The following is a 17,432-nucleotide window of genomic DNA, read 5'->3' as shown; positions in this document are numbered from 1 at the left end:
GGCAGACCGGCGAGATGACGTCATTCCTCGCGCGGACGCTCGAGCGCCCGGAGCGCGCGCTCTGGATGCTGATCGCCGCCCAGTTCGCCTTCTGGTCGCTCGCGCCGCTGCTCTCGCACTCGGCGCCGCCGCTCGATGTCGTCGACGAATACGCGACCGGCCGCGAAGGCGTCGTCGCCATCTTCAAGCATCCGAATCTACCCGGGCTCGTGCTCGAAGGGGTGCGGCTGATCACCGGGGCGGCCGGCTGGCCGGCCTATTTCGTCTCGCAGGTTTTCATTGTCGTGACGTTCGCCGCCGTCTACGCGCTCGGCCGCGATTTGATGGATGCGCGGCGCGCGCTGATCGGCACGGCGTTGCTGACGGGGGTCTATTTCTTTTCCTGGCCCAGTCCCGAGTTCAACCACAACGTCGCGCAGATGCCGTTCTGGGCGCTGACGGCGCTGGCGCTCTGGAAGGCGACGACGCGTGGCGGGCTGGGCTGGTGGATATTGCTCGGCCTCGCCGCCGGCCTCAGCCTCTGGGCCAAATATTCGAGCGCGATCCTGTTGCTGATGGCCGGCGTATGGATGCTCCACGATCGTCAGGCGCGACGAAAATTGCTGACGCCCGGCCCCTGGATCACCGCGCTCGTGACGGCGGCGGTGTTCGCGCCGCAGGTTCTCTGGCTGTTCGAACACGATTTTCAGCCGTTCGCTTACGCCGCGCGCCGCTCGACCAGCGTCGAGTTCGTCGACACGCTCGGCTTCCTGCCGATCCAACTTGCGCACCACATTCCGATGTTCGTGCTGATGCTGTGCGCGGGTCTGTTCGGCAAACGCGCCGAGGATGCACCGCAGGTGCCGGACAAGCGCGCGCTCCGCTATTTGCTGATCATGGGCCTCGGACCGCCGGTCGTGCTCACGCTGATCGGCCTCGTCAGCGTCAGCGGCCTGCGCACCGCTTGGGGCGCGCCGATGTTCAACCTGTCGGGCCTGCTCGCGGCGGCGTTGCTCACGCAACGCATCGATGCGCGCCGCGCGCGCGGGACGCTGATCGGGGCGCTCGTGGTGATCCTGTTCACGTCAGGGCTTTATTTCGGCCATATGCGATACGGCTATCAGCTCACCGGCAAGCCGCTGCGCGGAAACTGGCCGCAGGCCGAGATCGACGCCGCGATGCAGGAGCAATGGCGCACGGCCACCGGCGGCGCGCCGCTCCGCATCGTCGCCGGCGACATTTGGAGCACCGGCCTCGTCGGCCTCAACGAGCGCAATCCGCCCAGCGTGCTCATCAACGCCGATTACGAAATCTCGCCCTGGCTCACGCCGGAGGACGTGGCGCGCGACGGGGCGCTCGTGGTCTGGAGCGGGGCCGAGCCGTGGGGACTCGATAGCCTGCTCGGCGACAGGCCGCGCAACGAAATGAGCTTCCTGCCCAATCGCCCGAACGCGAAGACGCGACCTGTGACGATGTACTACGCGATCATTCCGCCGGCCGGCGAACGCCCGCGCCAGTGAAGCCGATCGCAGCGCTCGCGTCGGTGCGCTCGATCTCGGCGACGTATTCGAGCGCCCGCTCGCGCACGCGCGGTGGCGTGTCGACGCGGCCGAGGCTGGAGACGATCAGCGTGATCATGGTGAAGAGACCGGTTTGCACGAACAGGGTCAGCGCAAAGCCCGTCACCAGCGTGACCCAGCCGGGCGTGGTCGCGCCCAACAACTTGGCGGCTAGCGCCGCGATCACCACAAGCACGACGATCGCCGCCATCGCCACCAGCGCCAGCGCCATCCGCGTCAGCACCAGATCGGCAAACACCATCACCGCGCGCATGCCGTGCAGCACGAGGCTCGGGAAGTTCATCCGCGACTGGCCGGCATAGCGCCTGCCGCGATCAGTCGGCACGTCGGCGCGGCGCAGCCGCGCCTTCACCACGGCGGCGGCGACATGGGTCGAGGTTTCGTGCATGCCCGACATGCGCTCGAGCGCGCGCGGGGTCAGCGCCATGAAATTTCCGAAGCGCAGGCGCTGGCCGGTCAGCACTTTGAACAGCCGCTTGTAGACGGCGTAGAACGTCTGGAAGGTCAGCGTCTCCGAGCGTTTCGCCCGCTGCGCGGTGGCGACATCGACCGCGCCTCCCTGCACCGCCGCGAGCAGGCGCGGGATGCTCTCGGGCGTGTCCTCGCCATCGGAATCCATGACGATGCAGGCGGTCAAGTTCGGCAGCGCGTGCGCATGGGCCAAGCCGATCGCGATCGCCATCTGGTGACCGACATTGCGGGCAAGCCGCAAGATCTCGCCCGACACGCCGGCCTCGCGCAGCGCTTCGATGCGCGGCGGCGCGCCGAGCGAGCCGTCGTCGACGGCGATGATGTGGAACCTTATCGAAGCGGCGCGGCCGATCTCCGCCAGGCGTTGGCAGAGCTCCGCGAAGCTCTGCTGATCCTCGAAGACTGGGGTGACGATGGCGACGGTCACGAGCTGAGGCCGACGCCGCCGATGGGCTCGGTTACGAAGCGCTCGCCGAAGCCTTCGATCATCGGCCGGGCCCGGCCGATAGCCTCTTGCACCGCCGGCAGTTGGAGAGAGGCGTCGTGGTCGGCCTCACGCTCCCATACCTCGGTGATCCAGATGGCGTTCGCGTCGGCTGGGTCGGCGGCGACGATGTAGGAGCGGCAGCCGGGCATCGCCCCCGTCCCGTCGAGCAGGATGGCGATCAGCGCGTCGCGCTGGCCGGGCTTGGCGATCATCTTGCCGATCAGGCCGTACATGCCGTCTTCATTACGGCAGGCGGTGGCCCCGACGCAAAGGCCAAGGCCGGCGCCCAGGATCGTGCGGCGGTCCGAAATCATCGGGAAGACGGCCGAATGAGTGGTCGGAGCAGCAAGATTCGAACTTACGACCCCCACGTCCCGAACGTGGTGCTCTACCAGGCTGAGCTATGCTCCGAGGAGGCGGGCTTATAGACCGGGCCAAATCGGGATGCAACGGACCAGCTTCGGGCGAAACTGCGGCGCAGGGTCTTCGCGTCCACGGGCGCAGTTGCATCCGAACACGGGCGCCTCTAAGTACGCGCTTCGCCGCTGTTGGGGTGTCGCCAAGCGGTAAGGCAGCGGTTTTTGGTACCGCCATTCCTAGGTTCGAATCCTAGCACCCCAGCCAGCCTACGCTACGTGGATCGGAGCGGAGGCTGTCGTCCGTAGCTTTAGCGGAGGACGGCCGGAGTCAACCCGCGCTTAGCTTCAGCTGGCTTACGCCCCTCCGACCCTGGCAAGGCTTTCGCTGACGCGAACACCTGCTAAGAGCAACGCCCTCCCAGCGTTTCAGAACGGAGCGACGATGACGCGTAAGAGCTACATCCCGGGCGATTTCGACCTGCGGGTCGGCCGGTCGGCGACAGGCCTTGGACTCTACGCCGAGAGCGAGATCCCGAAGGGCGCATGCGTCATCGAGTATGTCGGGGTCGAACTCAGCAAGGAGCAGGAAGAGAAGGCCAACTCGAAATACCTGTTCGAGATTCATTCCCGCAAGACGATCGATGGCGCGCCGCGCTGGAACACCGCGCGCTACATCAACCATTCCTGCCGGCCGAATTGCGAGCCCAACATCCACAAGGGCCGCGTCTTCATCCACGCCAAGCGCCGCATCAAGCCGGGCGAGGAGCTGAACTACGATTACGGCAAGGCCTACTTCAACGAGTACCTGAAGGACATCTGCGCCTGCCCGAAGTGCGAAGAGAAGCGCGCGGCGGCGAAGAGCGGCGTGAAGAAAACGGCCGTCAAAGCGGCTTCGAACAGGGTTACGGCGGCAAGGAAAAAGAAAGCCGCGAAGAGCAGCGCCAAGAGCGCCGGCGTCAGCAGAAAATAGCCCGGAGCCATTGGCCTCCCGCCGGCAATCAGTGTCCGAGCGCAGCGTCGACCTTCGACAAGCTCACGGTGACGCCAATCCAAGCGGCATCGCATCAGCAGCGTCCTCCTGAGCTTGTCGAAGGAGACGCGAGGGCGGCGCTTCGATCAGAGCGACTTCACCTCCGCGCCGCTCGCATTCCCCAAGATCACCGTCTGCGCGAGGCCGAGGAAAAGGCCGTGCTCCACGACGCCGGCGATGCGCGAGAGCGCCGCGCCTAGCGCGTCGGGATCGCGGATGCTCTTGGCGTGCGCGTCGATGATGTAATTGCCGCCATCGGTGATGACCGGTTCGTTGGCCTTGCCGGCGACGCGCAGGACGACCTCGTCGCCCACGCAGCCGGTCTCACGCAGCGCCGCGTGAATGCGCTGCGCCGTCAGCGCAAAACCGAAACGCGTGACTTCGATGGGCAGCGGAAAAGCGCCCAGCGTCTCGACCCATTTCGACGTATCGGCGATCACCACCATGCGCTTCGAAGCGGCCGCAACGATTTTTTCGCGCAGCAGCGCGCCGCCGCCGCCTTTGATCAAACGGAACGCGGGATCGACCTCGTCGGCGCCGTCGACGTCGACGTCGATCGACGTGATCTGGCTGATCTCCAGCAGCGGCACGCCCACCTGCTCGGCCAGGTTGCGCGTCGCTTCCGAGGTCGGCACGCCTTTGACTTTGAGCCCCTGCTTCACACGTTCGCCCAGCAGGCGCACAAAATGCGCCGACGTTGAGCCAGTGCCGAGACCGACGATCATGCCGTCCGCGATGAAATCGAGCGCGGCGCGGGCTGCGTTGTACTTCGGATCATCGCTCACGGGGCTGGCTCCACAGCGGCCGGCTGCAATCGCACATTCTTTACGTTGGCACGCAGAACGGACCGAACCTTGTGCAAAGTATCATCGGTCATGCCGCGCTTGGGGATGATGTGAATTAAATTCAGCTGATGCCGGATCACAATGAGCGAGGCTGATTCAAACGCGGCCTTCCAGGTGGCCCAAGCGGTCAATCCATGGCCGGTTGACGCCAAAACACCCAAGCCTTCCTTAGACAACGTGTAGGTGACGGGATCAGATGCCCCTGGCAGAGCCCAGGTCTTGCGAGCAGCAAGCAAGACGCAGAAGGCCAAGATGAGGGTGTACAGGGCGAGCATCGCGGCAAATGCGAGCAGCCCGATCAAAACAAGCGCTTGAGCAGACTCGTAGCGGTTCACCCAAACCGCTATTCCCGCCACGACCGCCGAACCGCCGACATACCAAGCGAGCGTTCCCGGTGAACGAAGCGTATTCGCGGCGATCCCCTTCAGGATATCGCCTCGCGTTCGAGTGACCTCGAAGCTGACAGCGCTCACGTCGCCTTATCCTTGCGCTTCTTGGCGCGGTTCTTGTCGGCCCAGCCTTCGATGTTGTGTTGGCGCGCGCGGGCGACCGCAAGCGCGCCGTCGGGCACGTCTTTAGTGATGACACTACCGGTGCCGGTGTAGGCGCCTTTGCCGACCGTGACTGGGGCGACGAGCGCGGTGTCGGAGCCGATGAAGGCGTCTTCGCCGATCGTGGTGCGATATTTGTCGAAGCCGTCGTAATTACAGGTGATCGCGCCGCAGCCGAGATTGGCGCGTGCGCCGATGTCGGCGTCGCCGATGTAAGCGAGGTGGCTCGCTTGCGCCTTCTCGCCGAAGCTCGCGTTCTTGATCTCGACGAAATTGCCGATTTTCACCTTCGGTCCAAGTTTCGTGCCCGGACGCAGGCGCGCCGACGGCCCCACGTTCGCGCCCTCGCCGATCTCCGCGCCTTCGATGTGGCAGAACGCCTTGATCCGCGCGCCCTTGGCGATCTTCACGCCCTTGCCGAAGAACACGTTGGGTTCAATGACCACGTCCGGCGCGATCTGGGTGTCGTAGGAGAAGAAGACGCTTCCCGGATCGATCAGCGTCACGCCCGCCTCCATTGCGGCGATGCGCATGCGCTGCTGGAACGCCGCCTCGGCGGCGGCCAGTTCCACCTTCGAGTTGACGCCGAGCGTGTCGGACTCTACGCCTATGACTACGTACGTCGGCACGCCGCCGGCGCGGGCAAGTGCGACGACATCGGTGAGATAGTATTCGCCCTTGGCGTTCTCGTTCTTCACCTGCGCCAGCAGCTCGAACAATGTCCGCGCATCGGCGCAGAGCACGCCGGAATTGCACATGCGCACGGCGCGCTCTTCGCCGGTCGCGTCCTTGTGCTCGACGATACGCTCGACCGTGCCGTCCGCGGCCAGCAGCAGGCGCCCGTAGCCGGTCGGATCGCGCGCTTCGAAGCCGAGCACGACCAAGCCGCCTTTCTCGGTCCGCAACGCGAACATCTGCTCGATGCGTTCCGGCGGCACGAATGGAGCGTCGCCGTAGAGGATCGCGACGTCGCCTTCGAAGTTCTGCATCGCCGGCTCGGCGGCCCTCACGGCGTGCGCAGTGCCGAGCGGGGGATCCTGGATCGCCGAAGCGCCAGGGCCGAACAGCCTCGCCACATGCTCGCCCACGGCAGGAGAGTGTGCGCCCGTGACGACGATAGTGCGCGCCGCGCCGGTGCTCGCGGCGGCGGCGATCGCCCAATCCAGCATCGCGCGGCCGCCGACTTCGTGCAGCACCTTCGGCAACTCGGACTTCATCCGCGTGCCTTGCCCGGCGGCCAGGATGATCGCTGCTCGCGCACGGCTCATGTGCTTTCGTCCGCCTTGTCCGAATCCGAGCGCCGTTCTAGCTCAAATGCGGCGCAAGGGGCATCCCATGACAACGGGCGAATTGGCGGACGCCACGATCGTCTTCGACCTCGACGGCACGCTGGTGGACACCGCGCCCGATATCGTGCGCGCGCTCAACGAGACCTTGGCGCTGGAGGGCCTGCCGAGGGTCAAGCTGGAGGCGGCGCGGACCATGGTTGGCCAGGGCGCGCGGGCGCTGATCGAACGGGCCGCAGCGCGGGCCGGCGTCAGCTTTCGCGACGAGCGCCTGGATCAGCTCACGGAGACGTTCGTTTCGTTCTACCGAACCGACATCGCGCGCGACTCGAGAGCGTTTCCAGGCGTAGCAGCCGCCTTGGAAGACCTCGCCGCATCTGGCGCGAAGTTCGCGGTTTGCACCAACAAGCGCACCGACCTGTCGCACGCCTTGCTGCAGGCGCTCGGCATGAGCGATTGGTTCGCTACGATCGTGGGCGCCGACGCCGTCGCAGACCGAAAGCCGCATCCGGATCACTATCGCGCCGCCGTTGCGCGCGCGGGCGGCACGGTGCGCCGTTCGGTGATGATCGGCGACACCATCGCCGACATCGCCGCCGCGCGCGGCGCTGGCGCGCCGGTCGCGGCGGTCGCGTTCGGCTATTGTGACGACGGCGCCGAGAAACTCGGCGCCGACGTCGTTCTTCGCAGCTTTTCGGAAGTTGCGCCGGCGTGCCGCCGCCTTCTGGCGGCGCGGGCCTAGCGTTTACGCGATCTCGAGCGGACCGCGCGTCACCGGCGGCGCGGAGCGCTGCTCGCGCTCGTTGCTCGCCCGTTTGGTCGGGAAACCGTTGACCATATCGCTGCGGACATCGGTGCGCGCCGAGCGCATCGCCGCAACGAAGCCCGCTTCGACCAGCTTCACATCGACCTGGTAGCCGCGTTCCCGCCAATACTCCTCGATCCGCTGCTTCAGGCGGCGTGCGCCGTCATTGTTGCAGAAATCGTGATCCATACCGCTTCACCACTACATTCTGTTGGGCGCCGGGTTGGGCTCGTGGCCCGGAGCCGTGCGCGCGGGATATCGCTCCGCGCTTTGCGTCAGCCCCCTGATCGCTTCGCAGCGATGGCGATCATCACTGTTAACGGAGGCAGGGATGTGGCGAGGAAACGACATCCCCAAAAGACGAAATCACGAACAGCTGATCGCCGGACGCGGCATTTATCGCCGCATGCGCAAGGATGTGCCCCCAAATCAGGCCGCGGCGCAATGAACGTGACCATCCGTGCCCTGGCGCGGACGAGTCGTGGCAAGCGCCATCGAGCTCGTGCGGAGGGCCTAGGCCGTGAGGCGCCGGTATGACGTTAACGATGGAGGCCCCGCGAAGGGATCGGCGCGGCCGTTGGGCGATACAAAGCTGAGCGAGTTTCTATTACCGCTCGCGCGCCGAGATGCGCTCGGCCGCTCGAAGCGCTCGCAACAGATTGCCGCCGGCCAATAGGCTGAGATCGGCGTCGCTCCAGCCGCGGCGCATCAGTTCGGCGAAAATCTCTGGATAGGCGTCGACCCCCTCTAGATCGGCCGGAAGGTAAGGAACGCCGTCGAAATCGCCGCCGATGCCGACATTCTCGACACCGGCGACATCGCGAATGTGTTCGATGTGATCCGCAATTTGCGCGACGCTGGCGGCGGGACGCGGATGCGCGGTCGCCCAGGCCTCCAATGCGGCGCTTGCGGCGGCGGGATCGTCGGGATGAAGCGCCTTTTGGCGCGCCGCCTCTCCAGCCTGCGCTGCCGCCCACTGGCGAACGCCTTCGGAAATGAAGCCGGGATAGAAATTGACCATCACGACGCCGCCATTCTCATGAACGAGGCGCAGCACGTCGTCGGGAACATTGCGCGGATGCGGCACGAGCGCGAACGCGGACGAATGTGAGAAAATCACGGGCGCACGGGAGACGGAAAGCGCGTCACGCATTGCGTCGGCCGACACGTGGGAAAGGTCGACGAGCATGCCGATGCGATTCATCTCGCGCACGACCTCCTCGCCGAAGGGACTCAAACCGCCATGACGCGGCGCGTCGGTTGCGCTGTCGACCCACGATGTCGTCCGTCCGTGGCAGAGCGTCATATAAAGAACGCCCTGCCTGCGGAATGAGCGCAGGATCGCCAGATTGTCGTTGATCGCCTCGCCGCCCTCCATGCCGAGCATTGAAGCGATCCGCCCACGGCGATGGATGCGGACGATGTCGTCGGCGCTGTTCGCAAACTCGAACACGGTCGGGTGGCGGGCGATGATCTGGCGCACGAGGTCGATCTGCACGCTCACCGCTTCGGCCGACGCTGCGCCTTGCAGATCGGCGGGGACATACACGGACCAGAACTGTGCGCCGACACGACCTTGGCGCAGCCGCGGAATGTCCGTGTGGAGCGGTGTGGGCAAGAGGCGCGTGTCCGTGGTCAGGTCGACGCGGTCGAGGTCGCCGCCATAATGCTCGCGGATTTGGTCTGGCAGATCATTGTGGCCGTCGATGAGCGGCGTGCGCGTGAGGATGCGTTCGATACGCGCACGCTGTTGCGGCGTCGGCGCGGTCTGCGCGGCGGCGATCGGCGCATAGGCCAGCGCGAGCGCGGCCAACGCGAACGCAAAACGCAACCTCACGAAGCCGCCCTCTCGTAGCTGCTCTCGGCCGTGAGGCAGGCGTCGACCAGCGCCTCGAACACGGGCCCGCCGCGGATCGGATCCGCGACCGGAAGACCGAGTGTCGCGGACACGCGCGCGATCGCGCGGGCCGCCTCCGCTTCGGAGAGTTGCGAGGTGTTCAAGCTGACGCCGGCGCAGCGAATGGCGGCGTTGGTGCGCGCGCCGAGTCGCAGCGTGAGGTCGATGGCTTCATGCAGGTCCGGCAGAGGATAGCCGGGAAAGCCCAGCGTCACAGCGCGCGAAGGATCGTGACAGAGAACGATCACGTCCGGCTGACTGCCGTGCAGCAACGCGAGCGAGACGCCGGCGTACGCGGGGTGAAACAACGAACCCTGACCTTCGATGACGTCCCAATGATCGGGATCGTTGTCTGGGCTGAGCATCTCGGCGGCGCCGGCGGCGAAGTCGGCGACGACTGCGTCCATCGGCATGCCGCCGCCGGCGATCATGATGCCGGTCTGGCCGCTGGCGCGGAACGTCGCGTCGACGCCGCGCGCTGCGAACGCACGGACGAGCGCCAGCGCCGTATACTTCTTGCCGAGAGCGCAATCGGTGCCGACGGTGAGCAAACGCTTGCCAGCGCGCTTCTTTCCTGACGCGATTGGAATGTCCGGCGGCGGCGTGCGGACGTCGATCAGGCGCCGGCCAAGCCTTGCCGCGGCGGCGGCGAGATCGGGAATCTCGTTCAGCTTGGCGTGCATGCCGCCGATGAGGTCGAGCCCCGCTTCGAGCGCGTCGAGCAAGGCGGGCAGCCACGCAGGAGAAATAACGCCGCCGGGATTGGCGACGCCGATGACGAGCGCGCGCGCGCCGGCCGCGTAGGCTTCACGCGGGCTGAAGCGCGGCAAGTCGAGGCTCAGGCCGCCGGGCAGCGCATATTCGCCAATACAGCGTTCCGCCGCCCAGTCGCGAAGACCAAAGGCGGTCTTGGCGTAACCGCGCTCGGCGACGTCCGCTAAGAAAAGAAGATAGGGCTGGGGAAGATCGAGCATTCCTCAGCCGGCCCCGGCGCGACGCGGGCCAACCATGATCGGCTCAGCGACTTCAGCTTTCTCGCTCCGACCTTCAGTGGCGGCGACAAGCTGCGCTTCGGCGCCGGTGCAGATGGAGAGCACACGGCAAACGCCCTCGCTGACGGCGATGTAGGCGTGGCCCATGCCGCTGTCGAAATAGATCGAGTCTCCCGGGTTCAGCCGAACCGGCGCATAAAGCGCAGTATGGAGGTCGACCGTTCCTTCGAGCACGTAGGCGAACTCCTCGCCCGGATGAGCAACGAGTTCGCCAAACTCCGCGAGGCTACGGGCGCGGATCTCCGCCACGACCGGGATGAAGGCCTTGCTCAGCAGATCGGCGGCGACGTAGCGGTGGTTGTAGTTCGGCGTTTCGATCGACCGGCCTTCGTGCTGGCGGGTCACGCTGCGGCGGCCGATGACGCTGCGCTGTTGGGGAGCGTCGCCGCCGCCGAACAGGCGCGAGATGTCGATCTCGAGCCCTTGGCTCAGCCTGACCAGTTTGTCATAACTCAATGATATTTTGTCGTTTTCCACTTTGGACAGGGTAGAGATCGGCAGCCCGGTGCGCGCGCTGGCGTCAGCAAGGGTCCAGCCGCGGCGCAACCGCTCTTCCCTGACCACCGCGCCTGGGCGCGCCTGCATGATCCCGCCGCTTTCGGCCATGTTCCCCTCGAGAGACCTCAGCCTACTCGGCCCTGGGCAAAAAGACCACGGCGTTTCGCAACTTTTCGCCGCCGCCGCAAGTCTCTTGCGTAATCGGAATTTAGAGTATCAGATGCGGCAAAATGGCGGGAGGCGTCGCCTTCGCGCCAAAATGAGGGGGAAGGTTCATGTTCCGGTTTGCGCTCGCACTGTTGGCGTCGGCGTCGGCTTTGCCGCTTACAGCTCACGCCCAGGAGGTTGCCGACTCCGAAGAGATCGTCGTCACCGCACAGAAGCGCGAGGAGCGGCTGCGCGATGTCCCGCAATCCGTAACCGCGATCACCGACGAAACCTTAGAGCGGCTTCAGGCCAACGACTTCAGCGATTATGCGGGTCATGTCCCAGGTCTTGCCGTGACGGGGGGGCAGCCGGGCAACTCGCGCGTCACCTTGCGCGGCCTCAACACCGGCGGCGTCGCCTCCACTGTCGGCATCTATGTCGATGAAACGCCATTCGGATCGAGCACCTCGCTGGTCAACGCCGCCGCTCTGGCGCTCGACCTCGATCCCTTCGACGTACAGCGCATCGAAGTTCTGCGCGGCCCGCAAGGCACGCTTTACGGCGCCAACACGCTGGGCGGTCTCATCAAGTTCGTCACCACAGCGCCGGCGCCGGGCGAGTTCTTCGGACGCGCCAGCGGCGCCGTTGAAACGACCGAAGGCGGCGAATCAAGCTGGTCGACGCGGGCGATGGTGAATGTGCCGCTCGGCGATCAGGCGGCGCTGCGCGTCAGCGGGCTGCGGCGATCGGAGGGCGGCTATATCGACGATCCGTCGCGCGGCGTCGAAGACGTCAACGGCGTCGAGACGACGGGCTGGCGCGCGGCGTTCCTACTCAATGCGACGGACAACCTCACCATTCGCTTGTCGGCTCAATCTCAGGATATCGACAGCGACGCCACCGAGGCGGTCGCCTATTTCCAAGATCCGCTCGAACCCGTCGCCGGCGAGACGGATCAGTTCAGCCCATTCGCGGTGTCGTCGGACGTGAGCTACCGCATTCTGAACGGCACGATCGATTGGGACCTCGGCTGGGCGTCGCTGATCTCATCGACGAGCTACAGCGAACTCGAGCAGCATCACCTCGAAGACGGCACGCTTGCGTTCGGCCTGCCCTCCTTCCTGGTCGAAGACATTCCGCAAGATAAGACCACGCAGGAAGTGCGGCTCGCCTCGAACGGCGATGGACCGCTGGAATGGTTGGTCGGCGCGTTCTATACGCGCGAGAACGGCCTGCTCGATCAGGAAATCTTCTTCGGCACGCCGCCCGGCGCCGTGAGCGGTCTCACCGCCAGCATCGACTCCGAGTATGAAGAGCGGGCGATTTTCGGCGGCGTCACCTATCACTTCTCGCCGCAGTTCGATGTCGCCGTCGGCGCACGCTACGCCGAGAACGAGCAAAGCATGAACCAGGGCGGCACGGCCGTCTCCACCGGCAGCGAAGAATCCAGCGACGACGCGATCACCTATTCGGTCGCGCCGCGTTGGCGGCTGAACGATCGCACCATGCTCTATGCGCGCGTCGCGACGGGCTATCGTCCCGGCGGTCCGAACATTTTGGGCGCGCCGAGCGTCATTCCGACGACGTTCGATCCCGATCAGACGATCAATTACGAGATCGGCGTGAAAACCGATCTGGTCGACGGCCTGCTGCGCGTGGACGCCGCTGCGTTCCACATCGAATGGAGCGACATCCAGCTGCTCGTGTTCGACGGCGCGGTGTCAGGCAACGCCAATGGCGGCGGCGCCGAAAGCCAAGGCGTCGAGTGGACCACAACGCTGACGCCATCGGACGCGCTGACCGTCGTGTGGTCCGGCGCTTATACGAACACGCAGCTCACCGACGACACCGACCCGATCGTCGTCGGCGGCCAGGACGGCGATCCGCTGCCCTACGCTCCGGAATGGGCCAGCACGGTTGACGTTTCCTACGAGTGGACCGTGTTCGGCAACGCTGATGCTCATCTCGGCGGCGCGTGGCGCTATGTCGGCGAACAATCGACCGGCTTCCCGGGCGTTGGCGGCTTCCTCTATGGCGCCGAACAGATCGAACTGCCAAGCTACAATCTCCTCGATCTCCGGGCTGGCGTCGATTTCGAGACCTTCTCGCTCGAACTGTTCGCCAAGAACGTCACCGACGAACGCGCGGTGACGCAGTTCGGCGGCTTCGGCGAAACGCTGCCGGACAATGTTGGTCTGCCCAACGGCGCCGCCGTCTTGGTGCGGCCGCGCACGATCGGCGTCTCGCTGACGGCAAATTTCTAGCTGGGGCGGCTAGGCAGACGGGGCGATCAGCTCACGCGTCGTCCCGTCTGCACCTTCAACGCAGAACCCCCACATGCAAATGGAGCGGCCTCTCAGCCGCTCCATTCTTTTTCGTCCATCGTTCGGGAGCCTCATTGCGCCGGCGCTGGCCGGAAGTTGAGGTCCTGGTAATCGAAGCTAAAATCCGCCAGCGGCGACACCGGCCGCATGCTGATGCGGTCGATCTGGCCGTCGGCGTTGAGCGCGAACGTCACATAAGCCGGCTCGATCAGCCGATCGCGCCAGGCGACGCGGAACGTATCGTACTGGAAGTGCGTGAGCTCGCCTGTCATGCCCGGCGTCAGCGTGAAATCCATCACGAGCTTGCCGTCGGCGGCTTGTGTGATGGTCATCGGCCCGTACCAGGCGTCTTGATAGCGCCCGGCATAGCGTGCGAGCGGCAAGGAAGGCTGCGAGGGCGCCGGCGTCGACGCTTGCTGCTGCAGAGCCGCCACAGCACGCTGATCGCGCTGCTGCACGAAGGTCTGCCAGGCTGCGCCCCAGTCGTAGTACGGCCGGCCGAGATAGTGATCGAGCAGCTCGTAGGCGACGCCGAGCGCCGCCTCACCGTCTTCGCTATTGATCGAGATGGCAAACCCGACATTGCGCTCCGGAATCAGCATCAGCACCGACTGCGCGCCGAAAACCGCGCCCGTGTGCATGATCAGCCGATGGCCCTGATAGTCGCGCTCCATCCAGCCGAGCGCATAGCTGTTGAACTGCGGCGTCGACGCGGCGACCGGCTCCGGCGCCTGCCCGAAGGGCACATGGATTTGCGGGCGCCACATTTCGCGCGATTGCGCTTCGCTGAACAGGCGCCCGCCTTCCGGCAGCGCGCCGCGCGCAAGCTGGATGCGAATCCAGCGGCCCATATCATTGGCGCTGGCGGCGACGCCGCCGGCCGGCGCGGCGTTCGCGCCCAATTCCGGATCAAACTCGGCGCGGCCGCTGTCGTCGAGCATTTCCTGCGTGCCCATGCCGTGCATCGGCCCGTCGCGACGCCCGTGCGGCCAGGCGCGATTGCGCGTGCGGCGCCGCTCGACACGATCGGAGGTAGCTGTGCGCATGCCGGCGGGGACGAGCACGTCCTCGCGCATGAAACGCTCCCACGTCTTGCCGGTGACTTCCTCGATCAGTTGCCCCGCCACCGCGTAGAGGACGTTGTCATAGGCATAGCCGCTGCGAAAGCTGGTCGCTGGCGGGATGTGCCGCAGCGCGCGCACTGTGTCTTCGCGCGAGCGCGAAGAGCGCGGCACGAACATCAGATCGCCGGCGCCGAGACCAAGACCGCTGCGATGTACCAGCAGATCGCGCACCGTCATCTCGCGCGTAACCCAGGGATCGTGCATCTGGAAATACGGAATGTGGTCGGTGACGGGATCGTCCCACGCGATCTCGCCGCGATCGACCAGCACCGCGAGCGCGGCGGCCGTGAAGGCTTTGCCGACCGAGCCGAGCTGAAAGAGCGTGTCGGCGTCGACGCGCTCGTTCGTGCCGAGCCGGCGCACGCCGTAGCCGCGGGCGAGCGTGACTTCGCCGTTCTCGACGATGGTCACCGACATGCCCGGCACGCCGACCTGCGTGCGGATCTCTTCGATGCGCGCGTCGATATTGGCGGGCGGATCGGCCCAGGCCGCGCTCGATACGCAAAGCGCCAGCGCCGCGAGCGCGCTTGCTTTCATACACCGGCTCATCGTCTCCCCTTCATGCTTGTTGTGTGATGGGCGCGCGCCGCGCGCTCAGCCGCCAGACGCCGATGGTCAGCAACGGCGCGACGAACAGGACGAGCAGCATCAAGGCCAAGGCGCGGTAGCCGTCCGCAATCAGACGCACGAGGCCGATGCGATCGGCGATGAACACCGAGCAGAGCAGCACGACAGCGCCGATGATCAGACGCGCGCGGGGCGAAAGCTCCTTGCCCCGCCGCGCCTGATACGCGCCCGCGATGCGCTCGTTCAGTCCATGGACGACGCCCACGCCGCTCTCGAGCAACGCGACAAGGATCATCAGCTGAAACAGCACGTGGAACAGCGGCAGATCGAGTTCGCGCAGCAGGAATTCCGACGGCAGCGTTTCAGCGCCGATCGCCGGATAGAACGCGACCATGCAGAAGAAAAACACGAACGCTGGCCAAATCGCGAGCGGCCCAGCCAGCGCGCCCGCGACGACTGCGTCTTTCGCGCTCGTCAGGTGACGCAACATCGGCAGAATGGCGATCGCGCCGACCAGATTGTAACCGCCATAGGTCACCCCGCTCAGAACCCAGCCGCCGCCCGGCGCACTGGCGCCTACAGCTGCGACGGCTTCGCCGCCGAACCGGCTCAACGCCAAAACTGCGAACAGCACATAGACGCCGTAGAGGAACGGCGTCATCCATTTGAAAAGGCGTTCAACGGAGGCGTCACCGAACGTCGTCACCGCCGCCACGGCCGCCACGAACGCAAGGGCGCCCATCGCCATCGGCAATCCGAACGTTGCCGCGCCAATCTCTCCCGCCGCCGCGCCGAACACGGCGAGCAGCAGAACAAGAAACGGCAGATAGGCAATCTCGAACAAGAACCAGAGCGGGCCGAGCAGGCCTCGGAAGAAGCTGCGATAGTCGAACGCACGCAGCGCTCGCGCCAACAAGAATGTGAGCACGCAGATGATGCTCCAGACGATCATCGCCACAAGGATCGCGAGCAGACCACCGGCGGGGCCGTGCGGCAGGAAGAACTCAGCGAGTTCGCGGCCCGTAGCATAGCCGCCGCCGATCACGACGCCTTTGAAGGCGAAACCCGGCAACAGGAAGCGTTGGAACCACGACGGCCGTTGCTCCTCCGCCATTGCCCCGCTCCTAGCTAGCAGCCACGACGGTGCGCTGACGGCCCATCCAGAAAAGGATCAGCGCGGCAAGGAAGGTCGCGCCGGCGCCGATGGCGAAGAAGAGTTCTGTCGGGATGACCTGCCACAACGTGCCGATAAAGCCGGCCGACAAGCTGCCGGCGAACTTGGCGATGTACCACGCGCCCATCATCATCGAGGCGACCTGCACCGGCGACAGCGTGCCGAACAGCGCAAGTCCGACCGGCAGCACCAGCAACTCGCCCACGGTCAGCAACACGAAGTAGAAGATCACCCACAGCGCACTCACGGGCGCGCCGCTCGCTGCATACGCATACGCCGCCGCCACCATCACCAGGCACGCCATCCCCGCGAGCGCGCATCCGAGCGCCATGCGGCGAAACAGGTTGGGTTCGCGCCCCGACTCCTTGCGCTTGCGCCAGTACGCCATCAGGAACGGCGTCAGCACGATGATCAGCAACGGGTTGAGCGAGGTGAACCACGGCGCCGGGATTTCGAAGCCGCTGAGCGAACGCTCTGTGCGTTCGCTCAGCCATAGCGTGATCGTGTTGCCGCTCTGCTCGTAGGCGATGCGGAAAAGAATGACCACGGCGACGACGCCGACCAGCGTGCTCAGCGCCTTCCAGTCCGCTTTCGAGAGCGGCGCGCGTTGCCGCGCCTCGACGCTGGCGCGGCTCGGCTCCGATGGCAGATGCTTCCTGAAGCAGAGATAGAGAATGAGCCCCAACGCCATGCCGAAGCCGGCCGCGGCGAAGCCCCAGTGCCAGCCGTAGAGCTGCGCGAGGAGCGGACACAGGATGATCGCGGTGAAGGCGCCGAGATTAATGCCCATGTAGTAGGCGCTGAATGCCTGGTCGCGGCGCGCGTCGCCTTCGTGATAAAGCCCGCCGACCTGCACAGCGAGCGGGGGAATGAAAAGGCCATTGCCGATCGCCACCAGCGCCAACGCCGGAAACAACAATGTCTCGAACGCCATTGCGAAATGGCCGAGCATCATCAGGCTGCCGCCGATGACGACGCTTGTCGTCTTGCCCAGCCATCGATCGGCGATGATGCCGCCGATGAACGGGCTGAAGAAGGCGCAGCCCGTGTAGAGCCCGTAGATGACCGAGGATTGCGCCTGCGGCAGCGCGAGCTGCTGGGTCATGTAGAGAACCAGCATCGCCTGCAAGCCGAAATACGAAAATTCGGCCCAGGTCTGCGTCAGGAAGAGGACGGTGAGTCCGGGCGGATGGCCGAACAGGCCCTTGCCCGAACTCACCGGTACGCTGGCGCTTTGGCTGACTGACACTGTCCGC

At 65.6% G+C, this 17,432-nt stretch carries 16 protein-coding genes and 2 tRNA genes; 5 read left to right on the top strand and 13 right to left on the bottom strand.

Going from position 1 to position 17,432, the window contains the following annotated elements:
- Positions 1-14 precede the first annotated feature (14 nt).
- Positions 15-1,499, top strand: coding sequence for a glycosyltransferase family 39 protein (locus VEA80_RS01590; RefSeq protein WP_325058930.1), 1,485 nt, complete (start codon positions 15-17; stop codon positions 1,497-1,499).
- Here the strand turns inward: VEA80_RS01590 and VEA80_RS01585 are convergent.
- The 3 genes from VEA80_RS01585 to VEA80_RS01575 form a co-directional block, all read right to left on the bottom strand.
- Complete coding sequence (locus VEA80_RS01585) at positions 1,465-2,457, bottom strand: glycosyltransferase (protein ID WP_325058929.1); 993 nt, start codon at positions 2,455-2,457, stop codon at positions 1,465-1,467. The genes VEA80_RS01590 and VEA80_RS01585 overlap by 35 nt on opposite strands.
- Entirely contained in the window at positions 2,454-2,831 is a 378-nt protein-coding gene (locus VEA80_RS01580) for a putative quinol monooxygenase (RefSeq protein WP_325058928.1), read from the bottom strand. Before VEA80_RS01580 ends, VEA80_RS01585 begins: the two co-directional genes overlap by 4 nt.
- A gap of 20 nt (positions 2,832-2,851) precedes the next feature.
- Positions 2,852-2,928: transfer RNA gene (locus VEA80_RS01575), tRNA-Pro, on the bottom strand.
- 138 nt (positions 2,929-3,066) lie between these two features.
- Here VEA80_RS01575 and VEA80_RS01570 point away from each other — a divergent pair.
- A tRNA-Gln gene (locus tag VEA80_RS01570) sits at positions 3,067-3,141 on the top strand.
- Positions 3,142-3,318: 177 nt separating this feature from the next.
- Positions 3,319-3,846, top strand: coding sequence for an SET domain-containing protein (locus tag VEA80_RS01565; protein WP_325058927.1), 528 nt, complete (start codon positions 3,319-3,321; stop codon positions 3,844-3,846).
- A 146-nt stretch (positions 3,847-3,992) separates the two neighbouring features.
- Here the strand turns inward: VEA80_RS01565 and rpiA are convergent, their stop codons facing one another.
- From rpiA to glmU, 3 genes are read right to left on the bottom strand one after another with little or no spacing between them, the layout of a single operon-like run.
- Positions 3,993-4,691 carry a ribose-5-phosphate isomerase RpiA gene (gene rpiA / locus VEA80_RS01560; protein ID WP_325058926.1) on the bottom strand — a complete coding sequence of 233 codons (699 nt, stop codon included), beginning with the start codon at positions 4,689-4,691 and terminating at the stop codon, positions 3,993-3,995.
- A complete protein-coding gene (locus VEA80_RS01555; protein WP_325058925.1) occupies positions 4,688-5,224 on the bottom strand; it encodes a YcxB family protein in 537 nt (178 codons plus the stop codon). Before VEA80_RS01555 ends, rpiA begins: the two co-directional genes overlap by 4 nt.
- Complete coding sequence (glmU, locus tag VEA80_RS01550; protein ID WP_325058924.1) at positions 5,221-6,570, bottom strand: bifunctional UDP-N-acetylglucosamine diphosphorylase/glucosamine-1-phosphate N-acetyltransferase GlmU; 1,350 nt, start codon at positions 6,568-6,570, stop codon at positions 5,221-5,223. Before glmU ends, VEA80_RS01555 begins: the two co-directional genes overlap by 4 nt.
- Positions 6,571-6,637: 67 nt before the next feature.
- On the opposite strand from glmU, the gene gph reads away from it, so the two are divergent.
- Entirely contained in the window at positions 6,638-7,330 is a 693-nt protein-coding gene (gene gph / locus VEA80_RS01545; protein ID WP_325058923.1) for a phosphoglycolate phosphatase, read from the top strand.
- A gap of 3 nt (positions 7,331-7,333) precedes the next feature.
- Here the strand turns inward: gph and VEA80_RS01540 are convergent, their stop codons facing one another.
- The 4 genes from VEA80_RS01540 to VEA80_RS01525 form a co-directional block, all read right to left on the bottom strand.
- Positions 7,334-7,582, bottom strand: a complete 249-nt coding sequence (locus tag VEA80_RS01540) for a hypothetical protein (RefSeq protein WP_325058922.1) — start codon at positions 7,580-7,582, stop codon at positions 7,334-7,336.
- Between the two features lie 418 nt (positions 7,583-8,000).
- Entirely contained in the window at positions 8,001-9,230 is a 1,230-nt protein-coding gene (locus VEA80_RS01535; RefSeq protein WP_325058921.1) for a dipeptidase, read from the bottom strand.
- Positions 9,227-10,264, bottom strand: a complete 1,038-nt coding sequence (locus VEA80_RS01530; protein ID WP_325058920.1) for a DUF1611 domain-containing protein — start codon at positions 10,262-10,264, stop codon at positions 9,227-9,229. Before VEA80_RS01530 ends, VEA80_RS01535 begins: the two co-directional genes overlap by 4 nt.
- A gap of 3 nt (positions 10,265-10,267) precedes the next feature.
- Positions 10,268-10,948 carry an XRE family transcriptional regulator gene (locus VEA80_RS01525; RefSeq protein ID WP_325058919.1) on the bottom strand — a complete coding sequence of 227 codons (681 nt, stop codon included), beginning with the start codon at positions 10,946-10,948 and terminating at the stop codon, positions 10,268-10,270.
- A 167-nt stretch (positions 10,949-11,115) separates the two neighbouring features.
- Here VEA80_RS01525 and VEA80_RS01520 point away from each other — a divergent pair, with 167 nt between their 5' ends.
- Positions 11,116-13,251: a TonB-dependent receptor gene (locus tag VEA80_RS01520; RefSeq protein ID WP_325058918.1), complete on the top strand. Its 2,136-nt coding sequence runs from the start codon at positions 11,116-11,118 to the stop codon at positions 13,249-13,251.
- Positions 13,252-13,382: 131 nt separating this feature from the next.
- On the opposite strand, the gene VEA80_RS01515 is transcribed toward VEA80_RS01520, so the two are convergent.
- Genes VEA80_RS01515 through VEA80_RS01505 form a run of 3 tightly spaced genes read right to left on the bottom strand, consistent with a single transcriptional unit; the run spans position 13,383 to position 17,425 of the window.
- Entirely contained in the window at positions 13,383-14,972 is a 1,590-nt protein-coding gene (locus VEA80_RS01515) for a serine hydrolase (protein WP_325058917.1), read from the bottom strand.
- A gap of 22 nt (positions 14,973-14,994) precedes the next feature.
- Positions 14,995-16,116 carry a hypothetical protein gene (locus VEA80_RS01510; protein WP_325058916.1) on the bottom strand — a complete coding sequence of 374 codons (1,122 nt, stop codon included), beginning with the start codon at positions 16,114-16,116 and terminating at the stop codon, positions 14,995-14,997.
- A gap of 10 nt (positions 16,117-16,126) precedes the next feature.
- Positions 16,127-17,425, bottom strand: coding sequence for a peptide MFS transporter (locus VEA80_RS01505; RefSeq protein WP_325058915.1), 1,299 nt, complete (start codon positions 17,423-17,425; stop codon positions 16,127-16,129).
- Positions 17,426-17,432: the final 7 nt, after the last annotated feature.

The sequence above is a fragment of the Vitreimonas sp. genome, assembly GCF_035627415.1.
Lineage (GTDB): Bacteria > Pseudomonadota > Alphaproteobacteria > Caulobacterales > Aquidulcibacteraceae > Vitreimonas.
This window is presented reverse-complemented; position numbering and strand designations above follow the sequence as displayed.